We start from the raw sequence: 22,979 nt of genomic DNA on the forward strand, positions 1-22,979 counted from the left end.
GGGGGCTGGCGCCGCCGCGGGAGCGGCCTGAGGAGCGGCCGCCGCGCCCTTGGTGGGCAGCGCCTGCGACCACGCCGCGCTTGATGCCAACAGAGAAACTGCGCCTGCAAAGATCATCCCTGCCGCTATACGCATCGTGTTTTCCTTAAATTTGAATCCCGCATCCGGTCGCGGCGCTGCCGTCGTCCGGTCTGCCTCCATTCCCCGAAGCACATAGTAGCCTAGTTGGAGCAGACGCGCCAACGCAACCGCTGCGGTTACGCCCAGCCGATTTGTCGCCGTGCCGGTTATTCAGGATCCGGCCAGCGCCCTGGCAATGGCAGTTTTCACCCGCGTATCCACGGGTTCGACGGACTCCGGAAAGACGTCGGCGATATAGCCGTTGCGACCGATCAGGTATTTATGGAAGTTCCAACGGGGAACATCCTTCGGCCGCGCGTCCGCCGCCCATCTGTAGAAGGGGTGCGCGTTCGGTCCCTTCACGACCGCCTTCGCGGCGATCGGAAAGGTGACGTGGTGGTTCTGTGCAGTCGCGGTGATTTCGGCCGCGCCGCCCGGTTCCTGGCCGCCGAAATCGTTGGAGGGAACGCCGACGATCATGAGGCCGCGCTCGCCAAACTCGGTCCACAATTCCTGCAGCCCGCCGTATTGCGGCGTGTAGCCACAGAGCGAAGCGGTGTTGACGACCAGGATCGGCCGGCCGGCAAATTCGGCCAGCTTGATATCGCCGCCGTCCAATCCAGGAAATGAAAACGCGTAAGCCGTGGTCCGACTCATGCCGGTCTGCGCCAGGGATTGCCTGTTCGAGGCGGCGGCTGTGATCGCGGCCAGCGCCGCTGTCATCACGCTCCTGCGGTCGATCATGAAACGCCTCGGCTGTGGTTCAACAGCGCAAAGCATAGCGCAACGTCCGGACAGTCGCCGCTCAACAAGCCGTTATGGCCGGACCGCGCGCAGAGGAACGATGAAATCGGTGCCTTCGCCGGTTTCGCCGCCCTGGTTGATGCTGTGATCGGACACGATGATCGAGCCGCCGGTGGTGATCGCCTCCGCGATCCGCACAAGCGCGTCCTGCGGGACTGTGATCCGGTCCAGCGCCTCGGCCGGGCTGTCCTGCGCCGGCTGCGGCTTTGTCTCGGCCGATGAACCGCCGGCCAGCCTGCGCCGCACAGTACGGTCGTCCTCGCTGACTGGAGCTGCGTTGCGGAGCGCGGGCAGCGACACCACCGACCAGCGCAGCTGGTTGGGGTCGTTCTTGTCGGCCTCGGCGGTGAAGACATGCGTACCCAGCGGCCGGTCGCCGGGTGCGATCGTTATCGGAACGTCGAACTGCGGCTTGAAGTTCTCGCGGACGTAGAGCTTGCCGTCCTTGCGGCTGACGAACACGGCGATCTGGCCCGGGCGCCGGGGCGCTTCGGCCTTGGCAGCCTTTTCCGCGCCGGGCAGACGTGCCGGATCTTTCTTCGCGTCAGGTGCAATGGCCGGTGCATCGGTGACCGCCTTGACGGGCTCTGCCGGCTTTTCGGCGGCCTTCGATTCCGTCGCGTTGGATTCAACGGCCTTGGTTTCTGAAGTTTTGGTTTCCTCGGCCTTCGGCGCTGCAGCCTTGGCAGGCTCCGCATTGGTGATCGCCGCTGTGGGAGTCTCGCTAGTTACTTCGTCGGACTTCGTCTCGCCGGGCTTGTCCTCGGCCTTGATGCTTTCGCTGGCGGAAACTTCGGTCTTCGCTGCAGTGTCAGCCTTTGCTTCCGTGTTCGCCGTATCGCTAGCCGGCTGCGCCTTGGCTGCAGACGGCGCGGCATCGGACATGACCGTGCTCTTCGCCGCGAGCGCGCTGCTGGCATCAGCGGTGTGGGTCTGGTCGCGCAACGGGGCCGTGTGGCCAAGGGTGGATCGAAGATCGAGGCCCGGCTCCGAGTTCGCCAGGCTGGCATTCGCAGACCTGGTCGCGCGGCCGGCGTCTGCGCCCTTGTCGCTCTTGATCGCGGGCGCATCGAGCTTCGGGTCGTCGGCGATCAGGGGCTGCGGCACGACCTTCTGCGCTACCAGCAAGGGGTGCGAGATACTGGCCGGCGTGATCTGGCCGGGCGTGATGACGACGCGCGCGCCCATCCTCGTCCAGTTCCACATCTTCACGGCGAAGGCCATCGGCATGCGGATGCAGCCGTGCGATGCCGGATAGCCCGGCAGCACGCCGGCATGCAGCGCGACGCCCGACCAGGTGATGCGCTGCATGTAAGGCATCGGCGCGCCGCTGTAGATGTTGGAGCGGTGCATCTTGTGTTTCTGGATGACGCTGAACACGCCCATCGGGGTCGAATGACCCTTCATGCCCGTCGATACCGGGCTTTCGGCGAACAACCCGTTGGCGTCGTAGACGCGGACCTTTTGCTGCTCGATCGAGATCGCGATGATCAGCGGCCCGTGCGGCTTGGCGTTGGTCTCCTTGACGGCAGCGTCGGTCTTGGCCGACGGCCGGCGTGTCTTCGGCTTGCGCGGCTGCGCCGGCGGCATCGGCCGGTAATAGCTCGGATCGGAATCCTGCCAGTAGAACATGGCGGCGGCATCCGCCTGGGAAACGGCGGCAATGGAGCCGGCCACGGTCAGCATCGCAATCTGCCAAAATCGCGGCTTGGAAATCGTCGCGTCCGCAATACTCGTACTGAAAAACCGATGCTCGCTCACGCGCATAACCCTCAAATCCAGGTACTCGAATCTACCGTCTTGCCAATCCGTTTGTTGTCGCAGAGGCGAAAAGCGTTCACCAGCGTAGGCCTTATAATTTCAGCGCTTTTCGCCCTGATCGTAGCAAAAAAGCCTCACATTCCGTTAAACGGCCGCGGCCGGGCTGGCCGGAGGTATCGCACTATCGAGTCAGCACGATGGCCTTCCTGTTCGGCATTGCAGCACTACATAGGCGACGTGCCCTTCAGCGGAGATATCAATGACATCCAAGGCCGTCGTTAAGTGTGACAAGAAGTGGGAAATTCTGGCCTTGGTGGTGTTGGCGCTGACAGTGTGGCAGGCATCCCCGGCGTCGGCTGCGGACGAGCCCGACCTGATTTTCCGCCGCTCGACCGTCTTCAAATGGCTAAGCCCGAACGACAAGCTCGCGACCTACGCCGTCGACGATCCCGAGGTCGACGGGGNTGGCCTGTCACTTCACGGTGCCGGAGAAGGGCGGCTTCAAGGGCTGGCTCGGNGGTTGCCGAGGAGGTCTCGGACATTTCGCTGGCCTGCCGCCAGATCGGCCCGGTCAAGTTCAAGCACAAGCTGGAGCAGGGCGATGACATGTTTCGCCAGCGCCGCTCGCTGTTCTTCAAGAAGATGCAGATTGTTCGCGGCTGCGATGCCAAGCGCAACGTGCTGGTCTACATGGTCTATTCGGACAAGCTGATCGAAGGCTCACCCAAAAACTCGACCTCCTCAGTGCCGATCATGCCCTGGGGGGCGACCGAGACCGCGGTTCAGAAATGCGGTGAATTCATCCAGTAAGCCCCAATGCCATCCCGGTTCCGGGATGAGGGCTTCGGGCTTACCGTTTGAGCGGATTGGAATATTGGTGGGCCTCCGGGCCGGGTACGACCTTGCGGTCGCGGCAGCCGACCAGATGCACGAATTTCTGCGGCGCCGAGACATTGCCGCGGAATTCGTCGCCCTGCTGCGACATCGCGCCACAAACGCCCACGGGATGCTCCGAGGCTTTTTCCTGGCGCTTCAGGGAAGGATCGATCCGCAATTCGGAACCCCCGGATAAGTTTCCAACAACCGGCTGGCCGGGTTTGCGGGTCGGGGTGTCATTGCCAACATCGATGTTGCGATGGCCCACGACTGCTATCCTTTGTTGAGGAGGGGTCGAAACGCACGAGCCCGCGCAAAGTTGCACGGCGTTTGACTGAGTCGGCCGGATAGAAGCTTCGGCTCATCCGATAAGCCTGCGAACGAGACGTTCCTCGTCGACTGGACGAGGGCCAGAAGGGTCCCAATGGCCGGCTTACGGCGTTCAGCCGGAACATCTGAAGCAAGGGCGTGCCGGCTGAATTCATTGGATTTTTTCCGCCATTGTTTCGTCCGGCGGCGGCGACGAAACAATTCTCCTGTGTGACGAAACCATTTTTCGTTTTGGGCGCAGATGTCCGGAAACGGCCGGCGGCTATCAGGTTCCCAACGAGACGGCGGCGGCTAGCGGCCACCGACAACCGGAGACATTCAGATGCGAACCACCAGCTTCATCCTCGCCTTTGCCTTCATCCTGGCGGGTCCCTCGATGGCTGGTTCTGCGGATCAGGGTCTGCCGGGCGTCGGCACCTTCGTCTATAGTGGGTCGCCGGTTGCGACCACGGCCGCCCAGCCGATGGTTCTGGCCGCCAAGTAAGCGTAGCGTATCCGTTGCAAAGAGATCGCCGATAAAGGCCCCTGCATGTTGGTACGCATCTGTTTTGCCGTAATTCTGACGTGCCTCCTTCTCGGCGGCGCGGCGCAGGCCCAGGTCCAGTTTCAGCCGCCACAGACTTCATTCCGTTCGCTCTTCAAAGTGCCCGACCCGCGCGGCGAATTCGTGCGGATGTGCGCGCCGCATATGGTCGGGCGCTGGGCGCACCCCGAAAGCGTCTGCGGCTGCCTGCACGACTACGCCGCCGCGACCGTGGAAGATGCCGACCTGCGCGAAGCATTGCTGCGCGGCATCAGCGAGACCGGCGTGCCGACGATCGAGACCGCCTGGGTCCCGGCGTCGAAGCAATCCCAGATCGGACCGACCTTCACCAAGATCGCCAAGCCGACGCTGCAATGCATGTTCGAGCCGGCCACGAACCAGTAACGCCGGCGTTACCTAGTCTCCTGCAATTCCCTCAGTCTCGACACGCCGATAACGGCCATTGTAAGCAATGGCCAGTCGACGATCTGTGCGGGGCCTGTCAATGCAGCCGGGACGAATCCTGCTCTCATGTGCGGTGCTTGTCGGGCTGGGCTTGCCGGCCGCCGCTGCGCCCGATGAGGACCTGTTGGGGAAGGCGGCAGGCTACCCGATCGGCTCGCGCGCCAACTGGTTTTATGACGAGCGCGTCCGGATCGGATCGTTCAGTCACCTCGACAGCATCCTGCCGCACTACACGCTGAAGAAGGCGGCTTCTCCGCTGGCCTTACGAAAAACCTCCACCGAGCCGAAGATCGAGTATCGGTTCGAACAGCAGACCCGCACACTTGACGATTTTCTCAACCATCAGCGCGTCACCGGCTTTCTGCTGATCAAGGACGGCGAACTGCTAACTGAGCGCTATCAGTATGATCGCCATGCGGACCATCGCCTTGTTTCGCATTCGATGGCGAAGTCCATTGTCAGCATCGCAGTGGGGATGGCGCTGGCCGAAAAGAAGATTGCCTCGCTCGACGACACCATCGCCAAATACGTGCCTGCACTTGCCGGCAATCCCTACGGCGAGACGACGATCCGCAACATGCTGCGGATGGCGTCTGGCGTACCGTTTCAGGAGGTGTATGACGGCAAGGACGACATGGCGAAATTCAACAGGATCCGCCTCACGCAGGACTCGGTCGCGGCGCTGCGCGCCTTCACGACGCGCGAGGTCGAGCAGGGGAGCCGGTTTCACTATGCATCCAACCAGACCGTGGCGCTGACGCTGCTGCTGCGCGCGGTGACCGGCACCTCGGTGAGCGAATACCTGACGACGCGCCTGTGGCAGCCGATGGGCGCGGAGGCCGATGCGACCTGGGTCAGGATCAAGGACGGCACCGAAACAGGCTCGGGGAGCTTCAATGCGGTGCTGCGCGACTATGGCCGTCTGGGCTTGTTGCTGGCGAACGACGGCGCCCTGGGCGACAGGCAGATCGTGCCGAAGGATTATCTGCTCGACGCCACCGACTGGCATCGCCAGCCCGAGGCGTTCGCGCCGCGCAAGGCGACGCCGTATTTCGGCTATGGCTATCAGTTCTGGCTGTTTCCGGGCGAGAAGCGGCGGTTCGCGCTGCTCGGCGTCTACGGGCAGTCGATCTTCGTCGATCCCGAACTCAAGCTGGTGATGGTGATCACCGCGGCGGCAAGGAACGCCAGCGTCGGCAAAGAGCCGTTCGCGCGCGAGCGCGATGCGCTGTGGCGCGGGGTCGTCGCCAAATACGGCAGCTGGTAGGTCGGGCTCAACATCGAAACAGATAGCACAGGGGAAGACCATGCGATCCATCATCATCGGCCTCATCGGCATATTGCCGTTCGTCGTGTCTCCGGCTTCGGCCGCCGACGCGGCCAGTGAGGAAGCCAACAAGAAGGCGGTGCTCGAATTCTACGATGCAGCGCTCAACCGGAAGGACTTTGATGCCGCCGCCAAATTTTTTGGCCCGCATTACATCCAGCACAATCCGACGGCGCCCGACGGCATCGAGGGTTTCAAGAACTTCCTCGGTTTCCTGAGAGAGAAATTTCCGGACTCCCGCAGCGAGATCAAGCGGGTCTTCGCAGACGGCGATTACGTGATGCTCCACGTCCACAGCGTGCGAGAGAAGGGGACGCGGGGCCGCGCCATCGTCGACATATTTCGACTCGAGAACGGCAAGATCGTCGAGCACTGGGATGTCGTGCAGGAGATTCCGGAGAAGGCCGCCAACACCAACGGCATGTTCTAGCGATTGGCGGGCGCCGCTATCGCTTCTTGGTCCCCAGCCGCGGAATGCACTTGCGCGTGCGCACGACGCCTGACGCCGTCATCTGCGAGCCCTGGACTTCCTTGATCTGTCCGGCCGGGCACGATCCGTCATCGACCAGGACGCGCTGGCCGAGCCTGAGGTCGACGATGTCCTGCTCGCGCGAGACTGCTTGGGCGAGCGCAGGTGTGGCGAGCAACAACAGAACGAGGGCGGCGGCGGCTTTCATCGGCGTCAAATCGGTCTTCCTCACTTGGTCTTGATCTTCAGCCCGTCGGGGCCGACATTGATCTGCAGGCCCTCGGGTTCTTGCTTGGCTTGATAGAGATTGTAGCCGAGCACGCCGACGGCGACGATCAACACGCCGATAACGAGATACAGAACGTTGCGATTGCTGGGCATCCGCCATTTCCGCCGTGAAAGTTGATTCAGCCACCGAGCTTAGTGACGCGGCGGCGATTCTGATAGTGCGCGCCAGGTGGAGCGGTCAGCTCGCGGCCTTCCGCAGCTTGACTCGGCCGGTTCCACGGGACTTGCGATCTCCCTGCAGTGCGGCCAGCGATGATTTCGCCAGCCGTTCGGCCGACGCGGCCAGTTGCGGCAGCTTGTGGCCGGCAAATCCCAGCACAAAGCCCGGCAGCGGCCGCGCGCGAAAATAGGTTTCCGCCAACAGCCAGCCCGCGACACCGGCGTCCGCCTTTGCCTTGGCGGCAACCAGCGGATCGGTCGAGGGATCGAACCGCGCGACCAGATGCAGGCCCTGCGAGGGCACCGGCACCGAGAGCATTCCCTGCGATGCCGCCGACAGGGTCGAGGCCAGCACGTCGCGCGCTTCGCGGTAGATCCCGCGTACCTTGCGCAGGTTGGCGGCGAACGCGCCGGAATTGAGCATATCTGCCACCGCGCCTTCCAGCAGCGTGCCGGGAAAACGATCGAGCGCGGCGCGGGCTGTCGTCACCGGTCCGACGAGGCGCTCGGGCAGGGCGCAATAGCCGATGCGCAATCCCGGAAACAAGGTCTTGGCAAACGTGCCCATGTAGATGACGCGCGAGAGGTGGTCGATGCCGGCGAGCGACAGCAAGGGCGCGCCGTCGTAGCGAAACTCGCTGTCGTAATCGTCCTCGATCACAAAGGCGCCGGCGTCCCTGGCCCAGTCGAGCAGTTCCAGCCGCCGTGTCATCGACATCTGCACGCCCAGCGGAAACTGGTGCGACGGGGTCACGTAGGCCGCGCCGGCTGAAGCAGCAAGCGCCCGGCCCCGGGCCACGATCATGCCTGATGCATCGACCGGCACGGCGACGGGACGCAGGCCGCAGTGCCCGATCGCTCGTCTTGCGGCGGGATAGCCGGGATCCTCGCACCAGATCTGATCGCCGGGCTTGAGGATCGCGCCGAGCACGATCCTCAACGCGTGCTGCGTTCCCGACGTCAGCATGATCTGGTCCGGATCGCAGCGCAGCCCGCGCGCCGACAGCAGGTGATCGGCAATCGCGGCGCGGAGTTCACGGCTGCCGCGGGGGTCGCCATAGTGAAGGTGCTCGGCGCCGAAGGCGCGCATGCGCCGGCCGGCAAATGCCCGGAAGCGTTGCAGCGCCCGCTCGTCGATATGGGTGCAGCCGAGCGCCAGCGGACCCTGCTGCTGCGGCTCGATTGCGATCTTGGTCTTGCGTGCGTCGTTGGCTGGGGCGGGGATGCGCGCGGCGACGAAGGTGCCGGAGCCGACGGTGGCCACGGCAAAACCGTCCGCAATCAGCCGCTCATAGGCCGAGGTGACGGCGTTGCGACGAAAACCGGTCTGTTTTGCCAGCGTGCGCGACGGCGGCAGCGGCTCGCCGGGCTTTGCGATCCCGCCGGTGATGGCGTGGCACAGCGCCTGATAGAGCCGGTGCTGGGACGAGGCGCCCGGTGTCACGTGCGCACCCGAGAGGTCGAGCGCGAGCTCGGCCTTGCGGGGGGACGGCGCAGAATTGGTCGGAATTTTTCGCATGGAATTGGCACTATCGCAGACCAAATGGGCCGCTACAACTCTCTAACGATCGCACTCAATTGGATGAGGACTGCCGTGACCGACGCCGTAACTACTGAAGCGTATCCGTTATCGCCGCGAAACCAGGTGAAGCGGCGCCACGATCGCGGCTTCTATGATCACGCCACGGTCCACCGCCTGCTCGACGCCTCGATGCTGTGCCACGTCTCCTATGTGATCGACGGCCAGCCCTATTGCACGCCGACGTTCTTCTGGCGGGAGGGCAGCAAACTGTATTGGCACGGCAGCAGCGCAAGCCGCATGCTGCGCAACCAGTCCGAAGGCGAGCGGGTCTGCCTCACGGTGGCGCATCTCGACAGCCTGGTACTGGCCCGCTGCGGCTTCAACCATTCGGCGGATTACCGCGCCGTGATGGCCTTCGGCACCGCCTATCTCGTCACCGATCCGGTCGAGAAGGAGCACGCGCTGGTCGCCATGGTCGACCGCTTCTTTCCGGACCGCACCGCGAGCTTGAGGCAAAGCACCGTGCAGGAGATCAAGGCGACGTCTGTGATCGCGATGGAGATCGAGCAGGCGTCCGCCAAGATCAGGTCGAAGGGCGTCGCTGACGACGATGAGGACTACGAGCTTCCCATCTATGCCGAACGGATTCCGGTGCGCACGGTGCTGGGGCGGCCGGAACCCTGTCCGCGGCTTCTCGACGGCGTCGAGCGCCCGGTGTCGCTCGGTGCCTATTCGGAAGGCCGCCTGCTCGAAGATGCATTGCGGGATGCGCATTTTGCGCATTACGCCGGCGGCTGAGATCGGGGTAGGGTGCGCGCTCCCGACCTGAATTCGCGACTGGAGCCGCCGCATGACGACCGATACGCAACAAAAAATCCTCGATGCCGTCGACGCCGGCTTTGAAGCGCAACTGGCGACGACGCGGGATTTCGTTGCGATCCCTTCGACCCGCGGCGCCGAAGGGCCGTGCCAGGACATGATCGGCGATCTCCTGCGCCAACGCGGTTACGAGGTCGACGACTGGCATATCGACGTCGAGGATTTGAAGGATCTGCGCGGCTTCGGCCCGATCGAGCATGATTTTTCCAGGGCGCGCACGGTGGTCGGCACTTACCGGCCGTCCAATAATGCCGGCAAATCGCTGATACTGCAGGGCCATTGCGACGTCGTGCCGGCCGGCCCGCTCGACATGTGGGAGACGCCGCCATTCTCTCCGACCATCAAGGACGGCAGGATGTACGGCCGCGGCGCCTGCGACATGAAATCCGGCACCATCGGCGCGCTCTATGCGCTGGACGCGATCAAGGCCGCGGGCCTGAAGCCGACGGCGCGCATCCATTTCCAGTCCGTGATCGAGGAGGAGAGCACCGGTGTCGGTGCGCTCTCCACCTTGCAGCGCGGCTATCGCGCGGACGCCTGCTTCATCCCGGAGCCGACCGGCGAGACCATGGTGCGCTCGCAGGTCGGCGTGATCTGGTTTCGCCTCAAGGTGCGCGGCTTCCCGGTGCACGTGTTCGAGGCCGGCGCGGGCGCCAACGCGATCATGGCGGCCTATCACCTGATTCACGCCCTGCAAAAGCTCGAGGCCGACTGGAACGAGCGCGCCAAGGCCGACCGTCACTTCAAGGCGGTCAACCATCCCCTCAACTTCAACCCCGGCATCATCAAGGGCGGCGACTGGGCCTCGAGCGTGCCGGCCTGGTGCGACGTCGATTGCCGGATTGCGGTGCTGCCGGGCTGGTCGATCGCCGAATGCCAGAAGGAGATTCTGGCCTGCGTGTCAGCGGCCGCGCGCGATCACCGTTTCCTCTCCAACAACCCGCCGCAGGTCGAATGGTCTGGCTTCCTGTCGGAAGGATATGAACTGGTGAACTCGGCCGAGCCGGAAGCCGCATTCGCTAAAGCGTTTGGCGCCGTCTATGGCGGCGTGGTGCCGGATCGCGCGTTTACCGCGCTGACCGATACACGGTTCTACGGCTTGAACCACAACATCCCGAGCTTGTGCTTCGGCGCCAAGGGCGCTGCGATGCACGGCTTCAACGAGTACGTCGAACTGGACTCGCTGCGGAAGTCGACGAAAGCCACCGCGCTGTTCATTGCGGAATGGTGCGGGGTGGAGAAGGTGTGATCCGCTCATGGTGAGGAGCGCGTAGCGCGTCTCGAACCTTGAGGCCCGGCTGGTGGCCTCATCCTTCGAGACGCCGCTACGCGGCTCCTAAGGATGAGGGGCTTGCAGGCCACAGCGCCTGCACGATTGCATCCAGCCCGTCCGTCAGCGCCGCCGGTCCCGGCTGCAGGATGATCGTCGACTTGATCTCGACAATGCGGTTGTTGCGCACCGCCGGAATATCGCTCCAGCCCGGACGTTGCCGGATGCGATCGGGCACGACCTTCTTGCCGCACCAGGAGGCGAGGATTACGTCGGGTGCGGTGTCGCGCACCACATCCGGTGAAATGATCCGGTCCTTGGCGGCCTGCTGAAACCGCAATTTCGGCAGCGCGTCCTCGCCGCCGGCGATCTCGATCAGTTCGGACACCCAGCCGATGCCGGAGATCAACGGATCGTCCCATTCCTCGAAATAGACTTTTGGCTTGGGCGAAGGACGGGGTGCCGCTGCGATGCGTGCGAGGCGCTCCTCAAAGCCCTTGGCGAGGTTATCAGCACGCTCCGCCGCACCGACGATGGCGCCGAGCGTGCGTATCATCGCGAGGATGCCGGCGATGTCGCGCTGGTTGAAGACGTGGATGGCGATCCCCGCGCGCACCAGATCGGCGACGATGTCCGCTTGCAGATCGGAGAAGGCCAGCACGAGATCCGGCTCACGCGCCAAAATCTTCGGAATGTCGGCAGAGATGAAGGCGGAAACCCGCGGCTTCTCGCGGCGGACCTGCGGCGGCCGCACCGCGTAACCGGAGACGCCGACGATGCGGTCCTGTTCGCCGAGCAGATACAGCGTCTCGACGGTCTCTTCGGTCAGGCAGACGATACGGCGGGGCGGGAACTGGCGCATGGCAAGTGATCTGCAGAATGATGGCCGTGGTGGCACGGCGCGTATGCCTGATCAAGTGGTTCGAACCGCGTCGGGCCGGCCGTCGCGATACTCTGCGATTTTGCTGATGGTGTTGAGCATTCGCCGTCGAAGAAGCCCGCTGACCGGGCGAATAGCCAGCCAATAGGGCGTGAACATCAGCAGCGAATAACGATCCGGACAGTACACACGCGTCTCTGTCGTGAGGAGGGTGCGCTCTCCGGCTGGCTCGGCCCGAAATCCGATCACCAGCTTTGCAGTCTTGGGCGGGTTGCTGGCGAGGAATTCCGAAGGGCCATTGACGGCCAGCAGTCCAAAGTCCGGGCGCCAGAATTTTCCGACTAGCCCGCCGACCATCTCCCTGTCTCCGTCGCGGGCCAGCGGCGTGAAGTTTGCCCGCGTGAATGGGGCGGGGCGCGGTACGCGCGAGGGTGCCGTCCAATGCATTATTTTTGCGGGCAATTGACGAAGAAACATCGCCACATCACCCGTGCGATCCCTGGGCGGCTGAAAAGTCTGGATGATGTCCAGTAATTCGCCAGGCCTGCATCGCACGATGGCCTGGTGCCGTTCCGAGAACTGATGATTGGGGAGAAATTGTTCCAGGAGCGACATAGCCGATCCCTCAAGGAAATGAAGCTTTACCCACGGTCGTCACAGCACGCGGCGGTCAGTATGAGGAATTGTGGGCGCCATGTCACGGCAGCCATTACCTCGGAGGTCATTGCCTGATTTACCGGCAGCGGCCATTCTGTCCGGGAAATCGCTTCAAGAAAAAGCCGGAGGACGAATGACGCCGCTCGAGAAAATCCAGTCGATGAAGATGCCCTTTGCGGAATTGAAGGGGGTGACCTTCACGGAAGCCGGAATGGATCGGGTAGTGGCGAAGATGCTGGTACGGCCGGATCTCTGCACGCTGCGGAACACAATTCACGGCGGCGCCGTCATGGCATTCGCGGATTCGGTCGGCGCCGCGGCGACCGTGATCAATCTCCCGGCTGACGCCAAGGGCACCACCACGATCGAGAGCAAGACCAATTTCATCGGTGGCGCAAAGGAAGGGGCGACGGTGATCGCCACTGCGACGCCGGTGCACCGCGGGCGCCGCACCCAGGTCTGGCAGACCCGGCTGGAGACCGAGGACGGTAAGCTGGTCGCGATCGTGACCCAGACCCAGATGGTGTTGTAGGGCGTGGACTAAAGCGATATCGGCTTGTGCGGGCCGAGCGGAAATCTTCTGATCGGTTAAAGCGCTACTGCGGGTGACCCAAGGGTGACCCAAGCGTTTTCGCAAGATTGGATGAAACTCACCGCTCGGCCGATGCGGCTGCCGGTTAGCTCCGAGTACAGTGCTAAGGCTTTCGACTGGGGGCGACGAACGGGTTACTCTCAACTCCGGCGTGGCTGTTTTTCTCAAAACATGATTCCAGGCGTTCAAGGGCCGCCGTACTTCTGTCGAGTGGTACCTTCAACGTCGCTCCTTCTCCTCTCACTTCGAGAACATTGGCTGTGCGCACTCTCTCGCTGAGCGGGCGGTCCGATAGAGCGATCGTTACGCTCTTGGTTTCGGCCAACGCTTTTGCCGGGACTAATCGCGCACCCGCAACGAGCGTCACATCGTACGTCTTGCCTCTCTCGAGCTTCCATTTCGATGAATCGAGAAACAGCAGTAAGCCGTCATTAGATCTCGTAAACGTTATATCGAGATCATTAGCGGACCGGCTCATCGTGCACCTGTCAAACTTCTCGGCCTTGAAAGAGGTAGCAATCGTCCATGGTCCAACGGACACGGTCTGATCCTGCTCACGCGCAATGACCGATGTGACCGGAATCAACACGATAGAGAGTGCAACTGGCAACCGCATCTTTTCCTCCTGACAGGGAGCAAGGCACGACCTAACCAACGCACTGTATCCCTTGCGCGCCCCGAGCGCAGCCGGGACTCCTCGGCGGTGTTGACCTCGGCGCCTTGAGTTCCAATGTTCCGGTGCCTCACACTCTCCATCGTGTGGCCATGTTTTCGTCAATGCTGGATTCAAGCCTTGTCGGCCTGGGGCGCACCGCAGCCCAGGGGACAAGCCATGGATCGCGCTGAGTTAGATGAGTGCGCGAGTTCAGATGAGCGCGCGGGCAACGAGGCCCGAGGGAGCGAGCGGGTATTTTGTGCCAGATGTGCCGCCACGCTTCATCTTTTCATCGAGATACTAGATTCCCGTAGCGGCAGGACGCTTCGTCTGTTTCGATGCCTGTGCGGCGGAATTGCCTGGGGCGATTGAGGTCGTCTCAGTTGGCGGCTTCCATCATTTCGCGAATGTCCCTTGTTGGCCCTTCGGCGACCTCCGCTTTTGTGTTGCTGTTGAGCGATGAGCCGACATCAGGCGCGGCCAAGACGCCTGACTTATGAGTGCGCGCCCAGGTCCTAAGCCGCCTCCACCGCGTTCAGCATGCCGGTTTGTGGATGACAATCCACATATTCGAAGAGTTGCTCGTCGGCGCGGGCGACGGTGACCTCGTGGTAGAGCCGCAACTTTGCGGCCGGCCCGAGCGTCGACAGGTATTTCATGGCGGCGCCGAAAATCCGGACATGGGTCGGGTGCGATTCAGCCCAGCGTTCGAGCGCCGACAGGCTTTTCCACCAGCTCATGCCGTAGGATTTTTCGGTCACCGCGCCGTCGGGGCCAACCACCGTCATGTAACGGTTGGCGTAGCAGCCGATCGAACGTCCCTGGTCGCGCAGAAAATCCATGCCTTCGCGCAGCACCGGCTCGACATCGCCGAGATACATCTTGCGCTCGGCGGCTTCGGTATCGCCCCAATCCTGGCCGGAGCGGATCAGGCAGACATTGTCATGCGGAATGATCCGGACGCGCGCGCCGTCGCGAATGGTGCGGGCCGAGCCCGACGGCGCCATCTCGCTGGTCTGCGACAACGGGATGCGATCGCGCATTCCGCCCCAATAGGCATGCTCCAACACCTCGCCGCTCATGCCGTCGGCGAGAACGGCGACGCCTTCCGGCCTGTCGAGCGAAGAGAACAACGTTTCATAGCCTTCCACGGAAGGGTACAGCGCCTCGATGAAAGTGCCGAACCCGTCGCTGGTGCGCTCGCTGCCGGTCCAGCGATCGCGCGCGGGCGGAAACCAGCGATCGAATTTCGGCCGATCATCCCAATAGGCGACCGTGACGACGGTGGTGAAGCCGGCCTCGTCGATATAGCGCGCGCGGTCCCAATGCGTCGGGCCGTCCGCGGCCGCGAACTCCGACGCCAGCCGGGCCGGTGCCTGCTCGACGGCGATTGATGGTGTGCCGCGGGTCTGGAGGCCGAAATAGGCCATCACCACGCGCGTGACGCTCGGCTTGTGCCGCGCCACGAAGGACGGGTAGGGCGGCGCATAATCGTCGCCGACACGGCGATGGCGCGTTCGTGCGGTTTGCAGATGTGCAGGGATCGCGGATTCCATCGGCCTGCTCCTTGTCTGAATGGACGCGTTCAGGCCTGCAGCCTGATTTCGCTCATGACCTCGGCATCGACGGGCAGCGAGAAATGCTCGACGCGGTTGGAGCGTTTGCTGTTGAGCAACAGCCGCGTGACATCGGGCCGCGAATAATGCCCGGCCGGATCGGCTGCGTTCTTCGCCACCCCGATCATGCCGAGATCGATGTCGGCATACAGAATACCTTCCTGGTCCGGCGGAAGCTTCTCAGCAAGCGAGCTGCCGTCCGGCCCGTAGATCACGGCGTGGCCGCCGCCGACGTGCAGGAAGGCGTGCTTTTCGGGGGAGTCGCAGAGTTCATCGATCATCGCCTGCGAGACGACCGCGCAGGGGCCCAGGAAGAAGCAGGAGCCCTCGACCGCATAGACCTTGCTGGCGGCGTTGTTGACCTCGTGGCCGAGCGCATGCGCGAACGGATCGTACAGCGAAAAGCTCGGCCATGCGCCGACATGCACCTGCTCGTTCTGGGCATACATCGCGAATTTCGACAGCGGCTGCAGATGCTCCCAGCAGCACAGCGCGCCGAGCCGTCCGACGTCGGCGCGATCATGCACCGCGAGATCGCTGCCGTCGCCTTCGCCGAAGACGGTGCGTTCGGCATGGGTCGGACGCAGTTTGCGACGCTTGGCGATGGTCTCGCCGTCGGGGCCGATCAGCCATTGCGCGATATAGAGGCTGCCGCCGTCGCGTTCGGACAGGCCGAGCACCGCGGTCAGATTCGCGCGCTTCACGGCCTGACGGATCTTTTCCGCCTGCGGGCTGTCGAAGGCGAGCGAGTTGTCGAAATAGCGCTGCACCAAGCCGCGGCCGATCGCCCAGGCCGGCGCGCCGAGCCAGATCTGCCACGGATATCCGGGAATGAAGGTTTCGGGAAAGGCGATCAGCCTGGCGCCTTTCGCGGAAGCCTCCTCGATCAGGGCGATGGTCTTGTCGACAGTTGCGTCGAGATCGAGAAAGACCGGCGCCGCTTGAACCACCGCCACCTTGTATTTCTGATGAACTAGACCCATCGCACCCATCCTCGTCGTTTGGTGACCTTGCTGGGCCAGCCTACCGCCACGGCGGCGTGCGCCGCTTGTCCGCGGCGGAACGAAAACTTGTCGTAACCGGCAGATGGACGGCTGAGGGGTTGGCGGGACGCGGCGAGGGCTGGCGCTATTTGCCGGACTGCTCGCGCCATTCGCGCGGCGAGACGCCGAACCGCTGCCTGAAGATGCGGCTGAAATGGGCGAGGTCGTTAAAGCCCCACGCGAAGGCGATCTCACCGATGTGCCGGGCCTGACAGGCGGGGTCGGCAAGGTCGCGCTTGCAGCGCTCCAGCCTTTGCGTCTGCACATAGAAGCGGAACGAGCTCTGCTCGTCGGCCATCAGGTCGCTGGCGTAACGCGGCGAGATTCCGATGGCGGCGGCGGTGCGCGGCAGCGACAATTCGGGGTCGGCGAGATGGGTCAGTATATGGTTCTTGAGCCGGTAGAGCAGCGCCGAGCGGTGGGCCGACTGGTCCGGCAGGCGTGCATGCAGCCTGTCGGCCAGCGTCATCGCCAGCAGGTCGAGCGCCTGGTCGAGCAGGCGGCTTGCGGCTGCGGGATCGACCTGTTCGATCGTCTTGCTCACATTGAGCGTGAAATCATAGGTCAGCCGTTCGAGCGGACGATCGCCGGCGAACGTCGTTGCAGTCAAACCATCGAACGAGCCGATGCGCTGTTGCAGCAGCTTGCGCGGCATCTGCAGGATGGTCTGCGAAAAGCTGTCGTCGAAGCGCAGCTCGTAGGGGCGGGTGGTGTCGTAGATGACGAATTGTCCTGCGGAGACGATCGCCTCGCGGCCATCCTGAAACACGCCGTTGACGCCGCTGTTGCCGAGCGCCATCAGCACGAAATCCTCGCTGGCGCGGGCAATTCGCGACGGCGTGCGGAACACCCGCTGCGCGGTGGAATCGACCCGCGTGAATGCGGCTGGTCCGATTCTGGATTGCGATACCGAGCCCCAGAACGCACCGCGCATGTCCGATTTGCAGTCGAGGCCAACGAAGGTGTCGCAGACGATGTCCTGCCACACCGCAAGCCGGCGGTCCGGGAGGCATGAACGCGTGTCGAGCACCACAGCCACAACGGGCCTCCACGAACGATCCGGGTATGTCGGCTTAAGCCTTGGTTTGTTCGGAAATAAGCAGGCGCCATGCCAGTCTGCGCCGGGCGGCGAACCTTAACAATTGGTTAATGGCGCCGCCGTTAAGATGCTGCAAACATTGCTGTTATTTAAGGCAGTATACGGAGCAATCCGGCCTTGTATTTGATGTTGCGACGCACAATATTGGCGGTCTAGGGATTCGACGCCTCCTCGAAGGGCTATTCTGAGAGGAGATTTGGACTATGTACCTCAGCGTTATTGCGGCCGCACTCGCCAACAGCAGTGTGCGCACGCTCAGCCAGCAGGAAGAATTGCCGCTGTTGCGCGATCACCTGCTGCGGCTCGACCGCATCAGCCGCCGCGATCGTTTCCATGGCTTCATGGACGACAGCTTCATCGAGCGCTACGCCGAGAAATGCGCCAATGACGGCACGGTCATCATTGCCTTCTTCGAAGACGGCGTGGTTCGGGGCGCGGCAGAGCTGCATCCGCCGGATCAATCACCGGATTCGCTCCCCGAGGTCGCCTTCAGCGTCGAAGCGTCAGTGCGCCGTCGTGGCGTCGGCAGCATCCTGTTCCGCAAGCTGATCGCCGTGGCGCGAGCCAAGGGCTACAAGAGCCTGCGGATCACCACGGGCGCGCAGAACGAGGCAATGCGGGCGCTTGCCAGCAAGTTCGGCGCACAGCTCGTGTTCCGCCATGGCGAATCCACCGGCACGATCGATGTGACGAAATATGAGCAGGCTGAATTCGCGACGTCCTGGGTCGAGAACGCAATAAATGCTACGCGCACGGTGGTGGCTTTCAACCGTGCCTATTGGCGAATGCTGCTTCGGATGGCTGGCACCGCGCCGACGGAGTGGGGCGCCTCGTAGCCAGAGCCGCACGTTCAATCCAGCGAATTGCCCAAAAGGCGATTCGCTGGACGCAATTCAGTGAATGTTTGGGCTTCTCAGGTGCCGGTGCGCTTGTCGTTGCCGAAGCGCCTGACGACACGGCGCTCAACCACGACGGAGCGCTGCGCGCCCGCTTCGCCCGCGATGACGCGAGTCGCCGATCGTGCCATCGCGCGGCCGGTTTTCTTCACTTCCGCCAGCACTTCCTCATAGGGCAGCCCCATCAGCGCGGCGGCGATTTCCGCCTGCTGCTGCTGATCGTCCGTGATTCCCACCGCGGCGAAGATTGCCTCCTCCAGCGTCGGCGGATCCCGCCGGACGCGTCGTGTGCCGTATTTCGTGTTCCAGTCTTCGCTCATAGGGGCCTCGCATTGTATTGCCGAGATACCTAGGTGCCCTAATGTTGCATTGCAATATGAATTTCGCGTGGCAATACAGCCATGCGTCAATAACCCCTCAAAATTCGGTAGCGCCGTACGGTTTCGATTTTTTGATCGGTCCGTTGCGTCAGGGCGCGGAATCGCCGGCCGCGGCCAGATCCAGCGGCTGTTGCGGCCAGCGCTTCAGCGCGGCATGGCCCGCATCGGTGAGGGAATAGATGCCGCGCTCGGCGCGATCGAACCAGCCATAGACATTATGCAGCAGGATTTTGCCGGCATCGGGAATCTGGGCGCGCAGATCCTTGACGCGTCGTGGCCCGCCTGACAGCGCCGAGGCGCAGGCCAGCGCCTGCTGGCGATAGGCTGTCATGATCGGCGCGCGCGTCGATCCGCCGAGGACGGGATCGCCCTTGCGTTTCTGATGCTCCGCGATCAGCCGCGAGCGCTTTTTGGGGTTGCGGCGAGGCGCCGATGTCGGCGGCTTCACGATCACCTCGACATCGCCGGTACTGGTGACGGCGAGCATGCCGAAGCCAAGCCGGCGGCAGAGATTGCGGTAGCGCGCGTCGCTTTCCCGGCCCTTGCCACGGGCAGACAGTTTGGCCGCGAGCCAGACCTCGTCGGCGGCACCGGCGCGATCCACTGCCTGCAGGATCAGCTCCAGATTGAAGGAAAGCTTGAGTTCACCGATCACCACGATCGGCGGGTCATCGCCGCTCAGCGCGACCAGGTCGCAGCCGCCGACCTCGCCCTTGACTGTGAAGCCGAGCTTTTCGAGGAAGCGTTTGACGGGAAGATATAGCGCGGTTTCCAAAATCTGCTCCGGCGGCGGGTGTGGCCGCGACTCAATGTCCGGACTTTAGCCGAATTCCGGCAAAGCGTTGATCGGGCCCCACTGCGGCGGCTATTCTGGGTGCCGGGGGACAAGGCCATACGGCAATTGATGGAACCTGCGAATCCAGTGTTCGCGGGGGCGAATGACATTTGCCGGACTAGAAGCGAGCAGGGGCGTGCTGAAAGGACTGTACAAATTCCGTTTCACGACGGAGCGCGGGGAAGGTTCGGGCGTGATGTTCGCGACTGCGGGCGGCAGGCTCTATGGCGGCGATTCCGGCTCTTCCTTTGTCGGCAGCTTCACCGAAGCCGATGGCATCGTCTCCTGCGAGGTGACGATGTCGCGCCACTATTACGATCCCAAATACGTGCCGATGTTCGAAGTCGAACATGCCGTGATGAACTTCACAGGCAGGCCCCGCGGCGACGAGATTCATTTCGAAGGTGGCAGTGCGGCCTTGCCCGGCGTCCATTTCACGACCGTTCTGACTCCCATCGATGTTACCGACGCGCCGCCGCCCGGCGTGGTCGGCCCTGACGGGATCGGCAACGGGCTCTATTCCATTCACATCCGCATGCTCGACGGCATCGATGCCGGCAATACCGGCGTCATGATGCTGCGCGACGGCCGTATCCGCGGCGGCGACGCCTTCTTCGATTATATCGGGGCGTATTCGGCGGCGAACGGCAGATGGAAAGGCGAACTCGTCAACCGCGAGCATACGCCATCCATGAGCGAGCGGCCGATATTCGGCGGCCATGAAGTCGGCATCGGTTTTTCCGGCACCTACGATGCCGACGGCGCGGAAGGCGAAGCCACCGCGCTCGCCGGCAAGCGCAGCATCCGCTTCAAGGCGGTGCTGCGAAAGCTGGTGGATGTGGAGGGTTAAACTCTCCCGTTCACCGGCAGCAGCGCGCCGGTGACGGCGCTTGCGGCGTCGCTGGCGAGGAAGAGGATCACCTCGGCCAATTCCTTCGGCGTCACCCATTTGGCGAAATCGGCTTTGGGCATGCTGGCGCGGTTGGCCGCGGTGTCGATGGTCGACGGCAGCACGGCGTTGACCGTGACCTTGCCTTTCAGCTCCGCGGCAAGCGACTCGGTGAGGCGGTGCACGCCGGCCTTGGAGGCGGCGTAGGCGCCCATGCCGGAGCCTGCCTGCAGCGCGCCCATCGCGCCGACATTGACGATGCGCCCGGTGCCAGATGCGACGAGATGCGGGATCGCCGCGCGCGAGGCGTTCAGCGCGGTCATGACGTTGAGTGCGTGCATCCGCTGCCATGTCCTGGGATCGCCATCGGCCACCGTTTCGAAGGCGAAGCCGCCGGCGATGTTGATCAGCGCATCGAGCTTGCCGAAATGCCTGGCCGCGGCGTCGATGGCTCTCCTGGCTTGCGCCGCGTCGGTGAGATCGACGCCGCCAAGTTCGAACAGATCGGCTGTAGCCGGAGCTTGCGTTGGCGCGTGATCGACGCTCGCAATCCTGGCGCCGCGCTCCAGCGCCTCGTCGACGACGACGCTGCCGAGTGCGCCGAGAGCCCCCGTCACCACGATGACCTTTCCGTCCATGATGGCCTCCGTACGCTGGGGAAACAGGGGATCACAGCCTAGCGCCGAGAGCTTTTCATTTGCAATGCGGCTAATTTCGGAATCCAAATACGGGCATGTGACCAACCGTTCCCGCGGAGGATGTTCCCATGCCTGACGCGACCAGGCCCTGCGAGACGCATCCCGATCTCGTCAGATTCAAATACCCGCTGCGGTATTTCAAGGAAGCTCTCAGGTACAGGCGAAAGGTCCGGATCGTTGCGATTGGATCGTCCTCGACGGCAGGCGTGCTGCCGGTCTTGCCTTATTCGCCCCGGCTGGAACTGCTCCTGCGGCGCAACTTCTATTTCTATGGCCGGATGATCGACGTGCTCAATCGCGGGATCGGCGGGCAGGAGGCTCCGGAGGAACTGTCGCGCCTGGAGACCGATGTGATCGACGAAACACCTGCGCTCGTCATCTGGCAGGTCGGCACCAACGCCGTCTATCGCAACACCAGCTACAATCCGGATGAAGTGGGAAAGGCGATCGCAGTCGGTCTTGATTGGCTCGCCGGCTTGCAGATGGATGTGGTGCTGATGGATCTGCAATATACGCAAGCCATGGTTGACCAACTCGACCGGTCCAAGGCGATGGTGGAGCGGATAAGGGCCATTGGAGAAAAGGCCGGGGTCAACGTCTTCAGCCGCTTCGCGCTGATGAAGCGCTGGGTCGACGACGGCGTTCCGATTTTCGATCTGGACGATGGAGACAATGCCCACCTTCACACGGGCGAATGGGCGACGAATTGCATCACGCATTCCCTCTTTGGTGCGATCGAGCGGGCGGTGGAACTGGACGGCGTCACGTAAGATTACGGAATGGGGCGAAATCGATAAAATTTGCCGGAGTTCTGTAAGCCGTTTGCAGACTCCGTTCGCTACAAGCGAACTCCAACAATAAGGCAGGGGGATTTGTCATGGGTTTGCCGGATCACGGTTTACCGCTTGTTCAGCTTAAGGAGCAGCGGCGCGACCTGGTCGTAGCGCTGCAAAATCGCAGCGGTCCGGTCTCGAGCTGGGAATTGATGCAGATCGCCGCAATCCAGCAGGCTATCTCGGCGTTCGAGGACGTCATCGCCGATCTCGATGCCGAAATGGAAATGGAAGCGGCGGCCTGAGCCGATAGGCGCGGCCTTCCGCTACCGCCACGACCCCGCTTTACTGCCGGCGCGCGCCGGATAAGATCGCGCCATGCGTGTTTCGGCAGTTCAACTCGCTCTCCTCGCATGGTGTGTTCAGCCAATGGCTGGCGCTAATGCCCAGGCCTGCGTCGCCGATCAGCATGGCGGCCTCGTCTGCGGCGAGGGCAAGGCCGCGATGCGCGTCGTCGCCGACACCACCTCGCCCTCGAAGAATTATGCGTTCGCCTGGCGCAGCCCGCAGGGCCTGCCGTCAGGCAACGATATTCCCGACAACATTGAGAACGTCCTGGTTCGCCTAAAAGACGGCGCGGTGCTTGCCAAACTCGGCGGCGAGTATTGGGCGACCGGCGAGATGCGCGCGAACCGCTACGAACTGATTGCCGCCTGGTCGCCGGACAGCCGATCCGTCATCGAGGTCGCGAACAGCCGCTGGAGCAGCGATTCCTTTGCCTATTACCGAATCGACGATGCATCGGCGAGCAAGCTCGATCTGCGTGCGATGGTCGAGCCGGTCATGACGGCCAGGCTTCCGCCGCGAAACCGCGAGGGTAACGCCTTCCGCGTGCGCACGGATCTGCCGGTGACGATCGACGCGCGCGGCCGTCTGCGCTTTACCGCGATGCTCTACGTGCCCAAGAGCGAGACCAGCAACGACTACAAGGTACAAGTCAACGTCCGGACGAGCGGCGGCAAGCCATCCGCGCAGGTCGTTTCGGTGCGGCGGGCGAAGGCGAACTAGGACACGTACTCGTTCATCCCGGTCGATGTCTGCTTGCTTCTCATGTCTCCTTTGCTTCTAAAGCGACGCGGTTGCGCGTCGTTGCGAATGCCGCAGACTTCGTCG

General features: G+C 63.1%; 27 protein-coding genes and 2 pseudogenes. 14 read left to right on the forward strand and 15 right to left on the reverse strand.

The window, feature by feature from the left end; all coding sequences use genetic code 11:
• Positions 1–291: 291 nt before the first annotated feature.
• Positions 292–864 carry a glutathione peroxidase gene (locus CQ14_RS37870; RefSeq protein ID WP_057862845.1) on the reverse strand — a complete coding sequence of 191 codons (573 nt, stop codon included), beginning with the start codon at positions 862–864 and terminating at the stop codon, positions 292–294.
• Between the two features lie 72 nt (positions 865–936).
• Complete coding sequence (locus tag CQ14_RS37875; RefSeq protein WP_245320847.1) at positions 937–2,610, reverse strand: L,D-transpeptidase; 1,674 nt, start codon at positions 2,608–2,610, stop codon at positions 937–939.
• 334 nt (positions 2,611–2,944) lie between these two features.
• Between CQ14_RS37875 and CQ14_RS47340 the strand changes: the two are divergent.
• Positions 2,945–3,149, forward strand: a pseudogene (locus CQ14_RS47340) (CreA family protein); the annotation flags it as partial.
• A 54-nt stretch (positions 3,150–3,203) separates the two neighbouring features.
• Positions 3,204–3,495: pseudogene (locus CQ14_RS47345) on the forward strand (CreA family protein); the annotation flags it as partial.
• Positions 3,496–3,535: 40 nt separating this feature from the next.
• Here CQ14_RS47345 and CQ14_RS45410 read toward each other — a convergent pair.
• Positions 3,536–3,688, reverse strand: a complete 153-nt coding sequence (locus tag CQ14_RS45410) for a hypothetical protein (RefSeq protein WP_156435832.1) — start codon at positions 3,686–3,688, stop codon at positions 3,536–3,538.
• A gap of 525 nt (positions 3,689–4,213) precedes the next feature.
• Between CQ14_RS45410 and CQ14_RS45055 the strand changes: the two genes are divergently transcribed.
• The 4 genes from CQ14_RS45055 (at position 4,214) to CQ14_RS37900 (ending at position 6,636) form a co-directional block, all read left to right on the forward strand.
• Positions 4,214–4,375, forward strand: a complete 162-nt coding sequence (locus tag CQ14_RS45055; RefSeq protein ID WP_199805725.1) for a hypothetical protein — start codon at positions 4,214–4,216, stop codon at positions 4,373–4,375.
• Between the two features lie 45 nt (positions 4,376–4,420).
• The gene (locus tag CQ14_RS37890; RefSeq protein WP_057862848.1) at positions 4,421–4,819 is read left to right on the forward strand and encodes a hypothetical protein; all 399 of its coding nucleotides are present in this window, start codon (positions 4,421–4,423) and stop codon (positions 4,817–4,819) included.
• A gap of 100 nt (positions 4,820–4,919) precedes the next feature.
• Entirely contained in the window at positions 4,920–6,146 is a 1,227-nt protein-coding gene (locus CQ14_RS37895) for a serine hydrolase domain-containing protein (RefSeq protein ID WP_057862849.1), read from the forward strand.
• 40 nt (positions 6,147–6,186) lie between these two features.
• Positions 6,187–6,636 (forward strand): nuclear transport factor 2 family protein, encoded by a 450-nt coding sequence (locus CQ14_RS37900; RefSeq protein ID WP_057862850.1) that lies wholly within the window; start codon positions 6,187–6,189, stop codon positions 6,634–6,636.
• Between the two features lie 16 nt (positions 6,637–6,652).
• Here CQ14_RS37900 and CQ14_RS37905 read toward each other — a convergent pair whose 3' ends face one another.
• The 3 genes from CQ14_RS37905 to pdxR all read right to left on the reverse strand — a co-directional run bounded on the left by CQ14_RS37905 (position 6,653) and on the right by pdxR (position 8,641).
• Entirely contained in the window at positions 6,653–6,883 is a 231-nt protein-coding gene (locus tag CQ14_RS37905) for a DUF6719 family protein (RefSeq protein WP_057862891.1), read from the reverse strand.
• Positions 6,884–6,903: 20 nt separating this feature from the next.
• Positions 6,904–7,056 carry a hypothetical protein gene (locus CQ14_RS45060; protein WP_199805726.1) on the reverse strand — a complete coding sequence of 51 codons (153 nt, stop codon included), beginning with the start codon at positions 7,054–7,056 and terminating at the stop codon, positions 6,904–6,906.
• Between the two features lie 85 nt (positions 7,057–7,141).
• Positions 7,142–8,641 carry a MocR-like pyridoxine biosynthesis transcription factor PdxR gene (gene pdxR, locus CQ14_RS37910; RefSeq protein WP_057862851.1) on the reverse strand — a complete coding sequence of 500 codons (1,500 nt, stop codon included), beginning with the start codon at positions 8,639–8,641 and terminating at the stop codon, positions 7,142–7,144.
• Positions 8,642–8,704: 63 nt separating this feature from the next.
• Between pdxR and CQ14_RS37915 the strand changes: the two genes are divergently transcribed.
• Both CQ14_RS37915 and CQ14_RS37920 read left to right on the forward strand, forming a co-directional pair.
• Positions 8,705–9,442: a pyridoxamine 5'-phosphate oxidase family protein gene (locus CQ14_RS37915; protein ID WP_057862892.1), complete on the forward strand. Its 738-nt coding sequence runs from the start codon at positions 8,705–8,707 to the stop codon at positions 9,440–9,442.
• A 52-nt stretch (positions 9,443–9,494) separates the two neighbouring features.
• Positions 9,495–10,772: an ArgE/DapE family deacylase gene (locus tag CQ14_RS37920; protein WP_057862852.1), complete on the forward strand. Its 1,278-nt coding sequence runs from the start codon at positions 9,495–9,497 to the stop codon at positions 10,770–10,772.
• Between the two features lie 76 nt (positions 10,773–10,848).
• Here the strand turns inward: CQ14_RS37920 and CQ14_RS37925 are convergent, their stop codons facing one another.
• Together CQ14_RS37925 and CQ14_RS37930 are read right to left on the reverse strand one after the other, a co-directional pair.
• The gene (locus tag CQ14_RS37925; protein ID WP_057862853.1) at positions 10,849–11,655 is read right to left on the reverse strand and encodes a cobalamin-binding protein; all 807 of its coding nucleotides are present in this window, start codon (positions 11,653–11,655) and stop codon (positions 10,849–10,851) included.
• A 51-nt stretch (positions 11,656–11,706) separates the two neighbouring features.
• Positions 11,707–12,288: a hypothetical protein gene (locus CQ14_RS37930; RefSeq protein ID WP_057862854.1), complete on the reverse strand. Its 582-nt coding sequence runs from the start codon at positions 12,286–12,288 to the stop codon at positions 11,707–11,709.
• Positions 12,289–12,463: 175 nt separating this feature from the next.
• Between CQ14_RS37930 and CQ14_RS37935 the strand changes: the two genes are divergently transcribed.
• Positions 12,464–12,862, forward strand: a complete 399-nt coding sequence (locus CQ14_RS37935) for a PaaI family thioesterase (RefSeq protein ID WP_057862855.1) — start codon at positions 12,464–12,466, stop codon at positions 12,860–12,862.
• 163 nt (positions 12,863–13,025) lie between these two features.
• On the opposite strand, the gene CQ14_RS37940 is transcribed toward CQ14_RS37935, so the two are convergent.
• The 4 genes from CQ14_RS37940 to CQ14_RS37955 all read right to left on the reverse strand — a co-directional run bounded on the left by CQ14_RS37940 (position 13,026) and on the right by CQ14_RS37955 (position 17,275).
• Positions 13,026–13,538, reverse strand: a complete 513-nt coding sequence (locus CQ14_RS37940; RefSeq protein WP_057862856.1) for a hypothetical protein — start codon at positions 13,536–13,538, stop codon at positions 13,026–13,028.
• Positions 13,539–14,092: 554 nt separating this feature from the next.
• Positions 14,093–15,133 (reverse strand): phenylacetaldoxime dehydratase family protein, encoded by a 1,041-nt coding sequence (locus CQ14_RS37945; RefSeq protein WP_057862857.1) that lies wholly within the window; start codon positions 15,131–15,133, stop codon positions 14,093–14,095.
• Between the two features lie 29 nt (positions 15,134–15,162).
• On the reverse strand, positions 15,163–16,176 hold the full coding sequence (locus CQ14_RS37950) for a carbon-nitrogen hydrolase family protein (protein WP_057862893.1): 1,014 nt from the start codon (positions 16,174–16,176) through the stop codon (positions 15,163–15,165).
• A gap of 145 nt (positions 16,177–16,321) precedes the next feature.
• Complete coding sequence (locus CQ14_RS37955) at positions 16,322–17,275, reverse strand: AraC-like ligand-binding domain-containing protein (RefSeq protein WP_057862858.1); 954 nt, start codon at positions 17,273–17,275, stop codon at positions 16,322–16,324.
• A 263-nt stretch (positions 17,276–17,538) separates the two neighbouring features.
• Here CQ14_RS37955 and CQ14_RS37960 point away from each other — a divergent pair, with 263 nt between their 5' ends.
• On the forward strand, positions 17,539–18,171 hold the full coding sequence (locus tag CQ14_RS37960) for a GNAT family N-acetyltransferase (RefSeq protein ID WP_057862859.1): 633 nt from the start codon (positions 17,539–17,541) through the stop codon (positions 18,169–18,171).
• Positions 18,172–18,248: 77 nt separating this feature from the next.
• Here CQ14_RS37960 and CQ14_RS37965 read toward each other — a convergent pair whose 3' ends face one another.
• Positions 18,249–18,551 (reverse strand): hypothetical protein, encoded by a 303-nt coding sequence (locus CQ14_RS37965; RefSeq protein ID WP_057862860.1) that lies wholly within the window; start codon positions 18,549–18,551, stop codon positions 18,249–18,251.
• 148 nt (positions 18,552–18,699) lie between these two features.
• Positions 18,700–19,386 (reverse strand): DUF2161 domain-containing phosphodiesterase, encoded by a 687-nt coding sequence (locus tag CQ14_RS37970; RefSeq protein WP_057862861.1) that lies wholly within the window; start codon positions 19,384–19,386, stop codon positions 18,700–18,702.
• Positions 19,387–19,582: 196 nt separating this feature from the next.
• On the opposite strand from CQ14_RS37970, the gene CQ14_RS37975 reads away from it, so the two are divergent.
• Positions 19,583–20,296 (forward strand): GrlR family regulatory protein, encoded by a 714-nt coding sequence (locus tag CQ14_RS37975; RefSeq protein ID WP_057862894.1) that lies wholly within the window; start codon positions 19,583–19,585, stop codon positions 20,294–20,296.
• On the opposite strand, the gene fabG is transcribed toward CQ14_RS37975, so the two are convergent.
• On the reverse strand, positions 20,293–20,973 hold the full coding sequence (gene fabG, locus CQ14_RS37980) for a 3-oxoacyl-ACP reductase FabG (RefSeq protein ID WP_057862895.1): 681 nt from the start codon (positions 20,971–20,973) through the stop codon (positions 20,293–20,295). The genes CQ14_RS37975 and fabG overlap by 4 nt on opposite strands.
• Before the next feature lie 128 nt (positions 20,974–21,101).
• Here fabG and CQ14_RS37985 point away from each other — a divergent pair, with 128 nt between their 5' ends.
• The 3 genes from CQ14_RS37985 (at position 21,102) to CQ14_RS37995 (ending at position 22,874) form a co-directional block, all read left to right on the forward strand.
• Positions 21,102–21,803 (forward strand): SGNH/GDSL hydrolase family protein, encoded by a 702-nt coding sequence (locus CQ14_RS37985; RefSeq protein WP_057862862.1) that lies wholly within the window; start codon positions 21,102–21,104, stop codon positions 21,801–21,803.
• Between the two features lie 107 nt (positions 21,804–21,910).
• Complete coding sequence (locus tag CQ14_RS37990; protein ID WP_057839937.1) at positions 21,911–22,111, forward strand: hypothetical protein; 201 nt, start codon at positions 21,911–21,913, stop codon at positions 22,109–22,111.
• A 124-nt stretch (positions 22,112–22,235) separates the two neighbouring features.
• On the forward strand, positions 22,236–22,874 hold the full coding sequence (locus CQ14_RS37995; RefSeq protein ID WP_245320849.1) for a hypothetical protein: 639 nt from the start codon (positions 22,236–22,238) through the stop codon (positions 22,872–22,874).
• Positions 22,875–22,979: the final 105 nt, after the last annotated feature.

It is taken from the genome of Bradyrhizobium lablabi, from assembly GCF_001440475.1.
GTDB lineage: Bacteria > Pseudomonadota > Alphaproteobacteria > Rhizobiales > Xanthobacteraceae > Bradyrhizobium > Bradyrhizobium lablabi.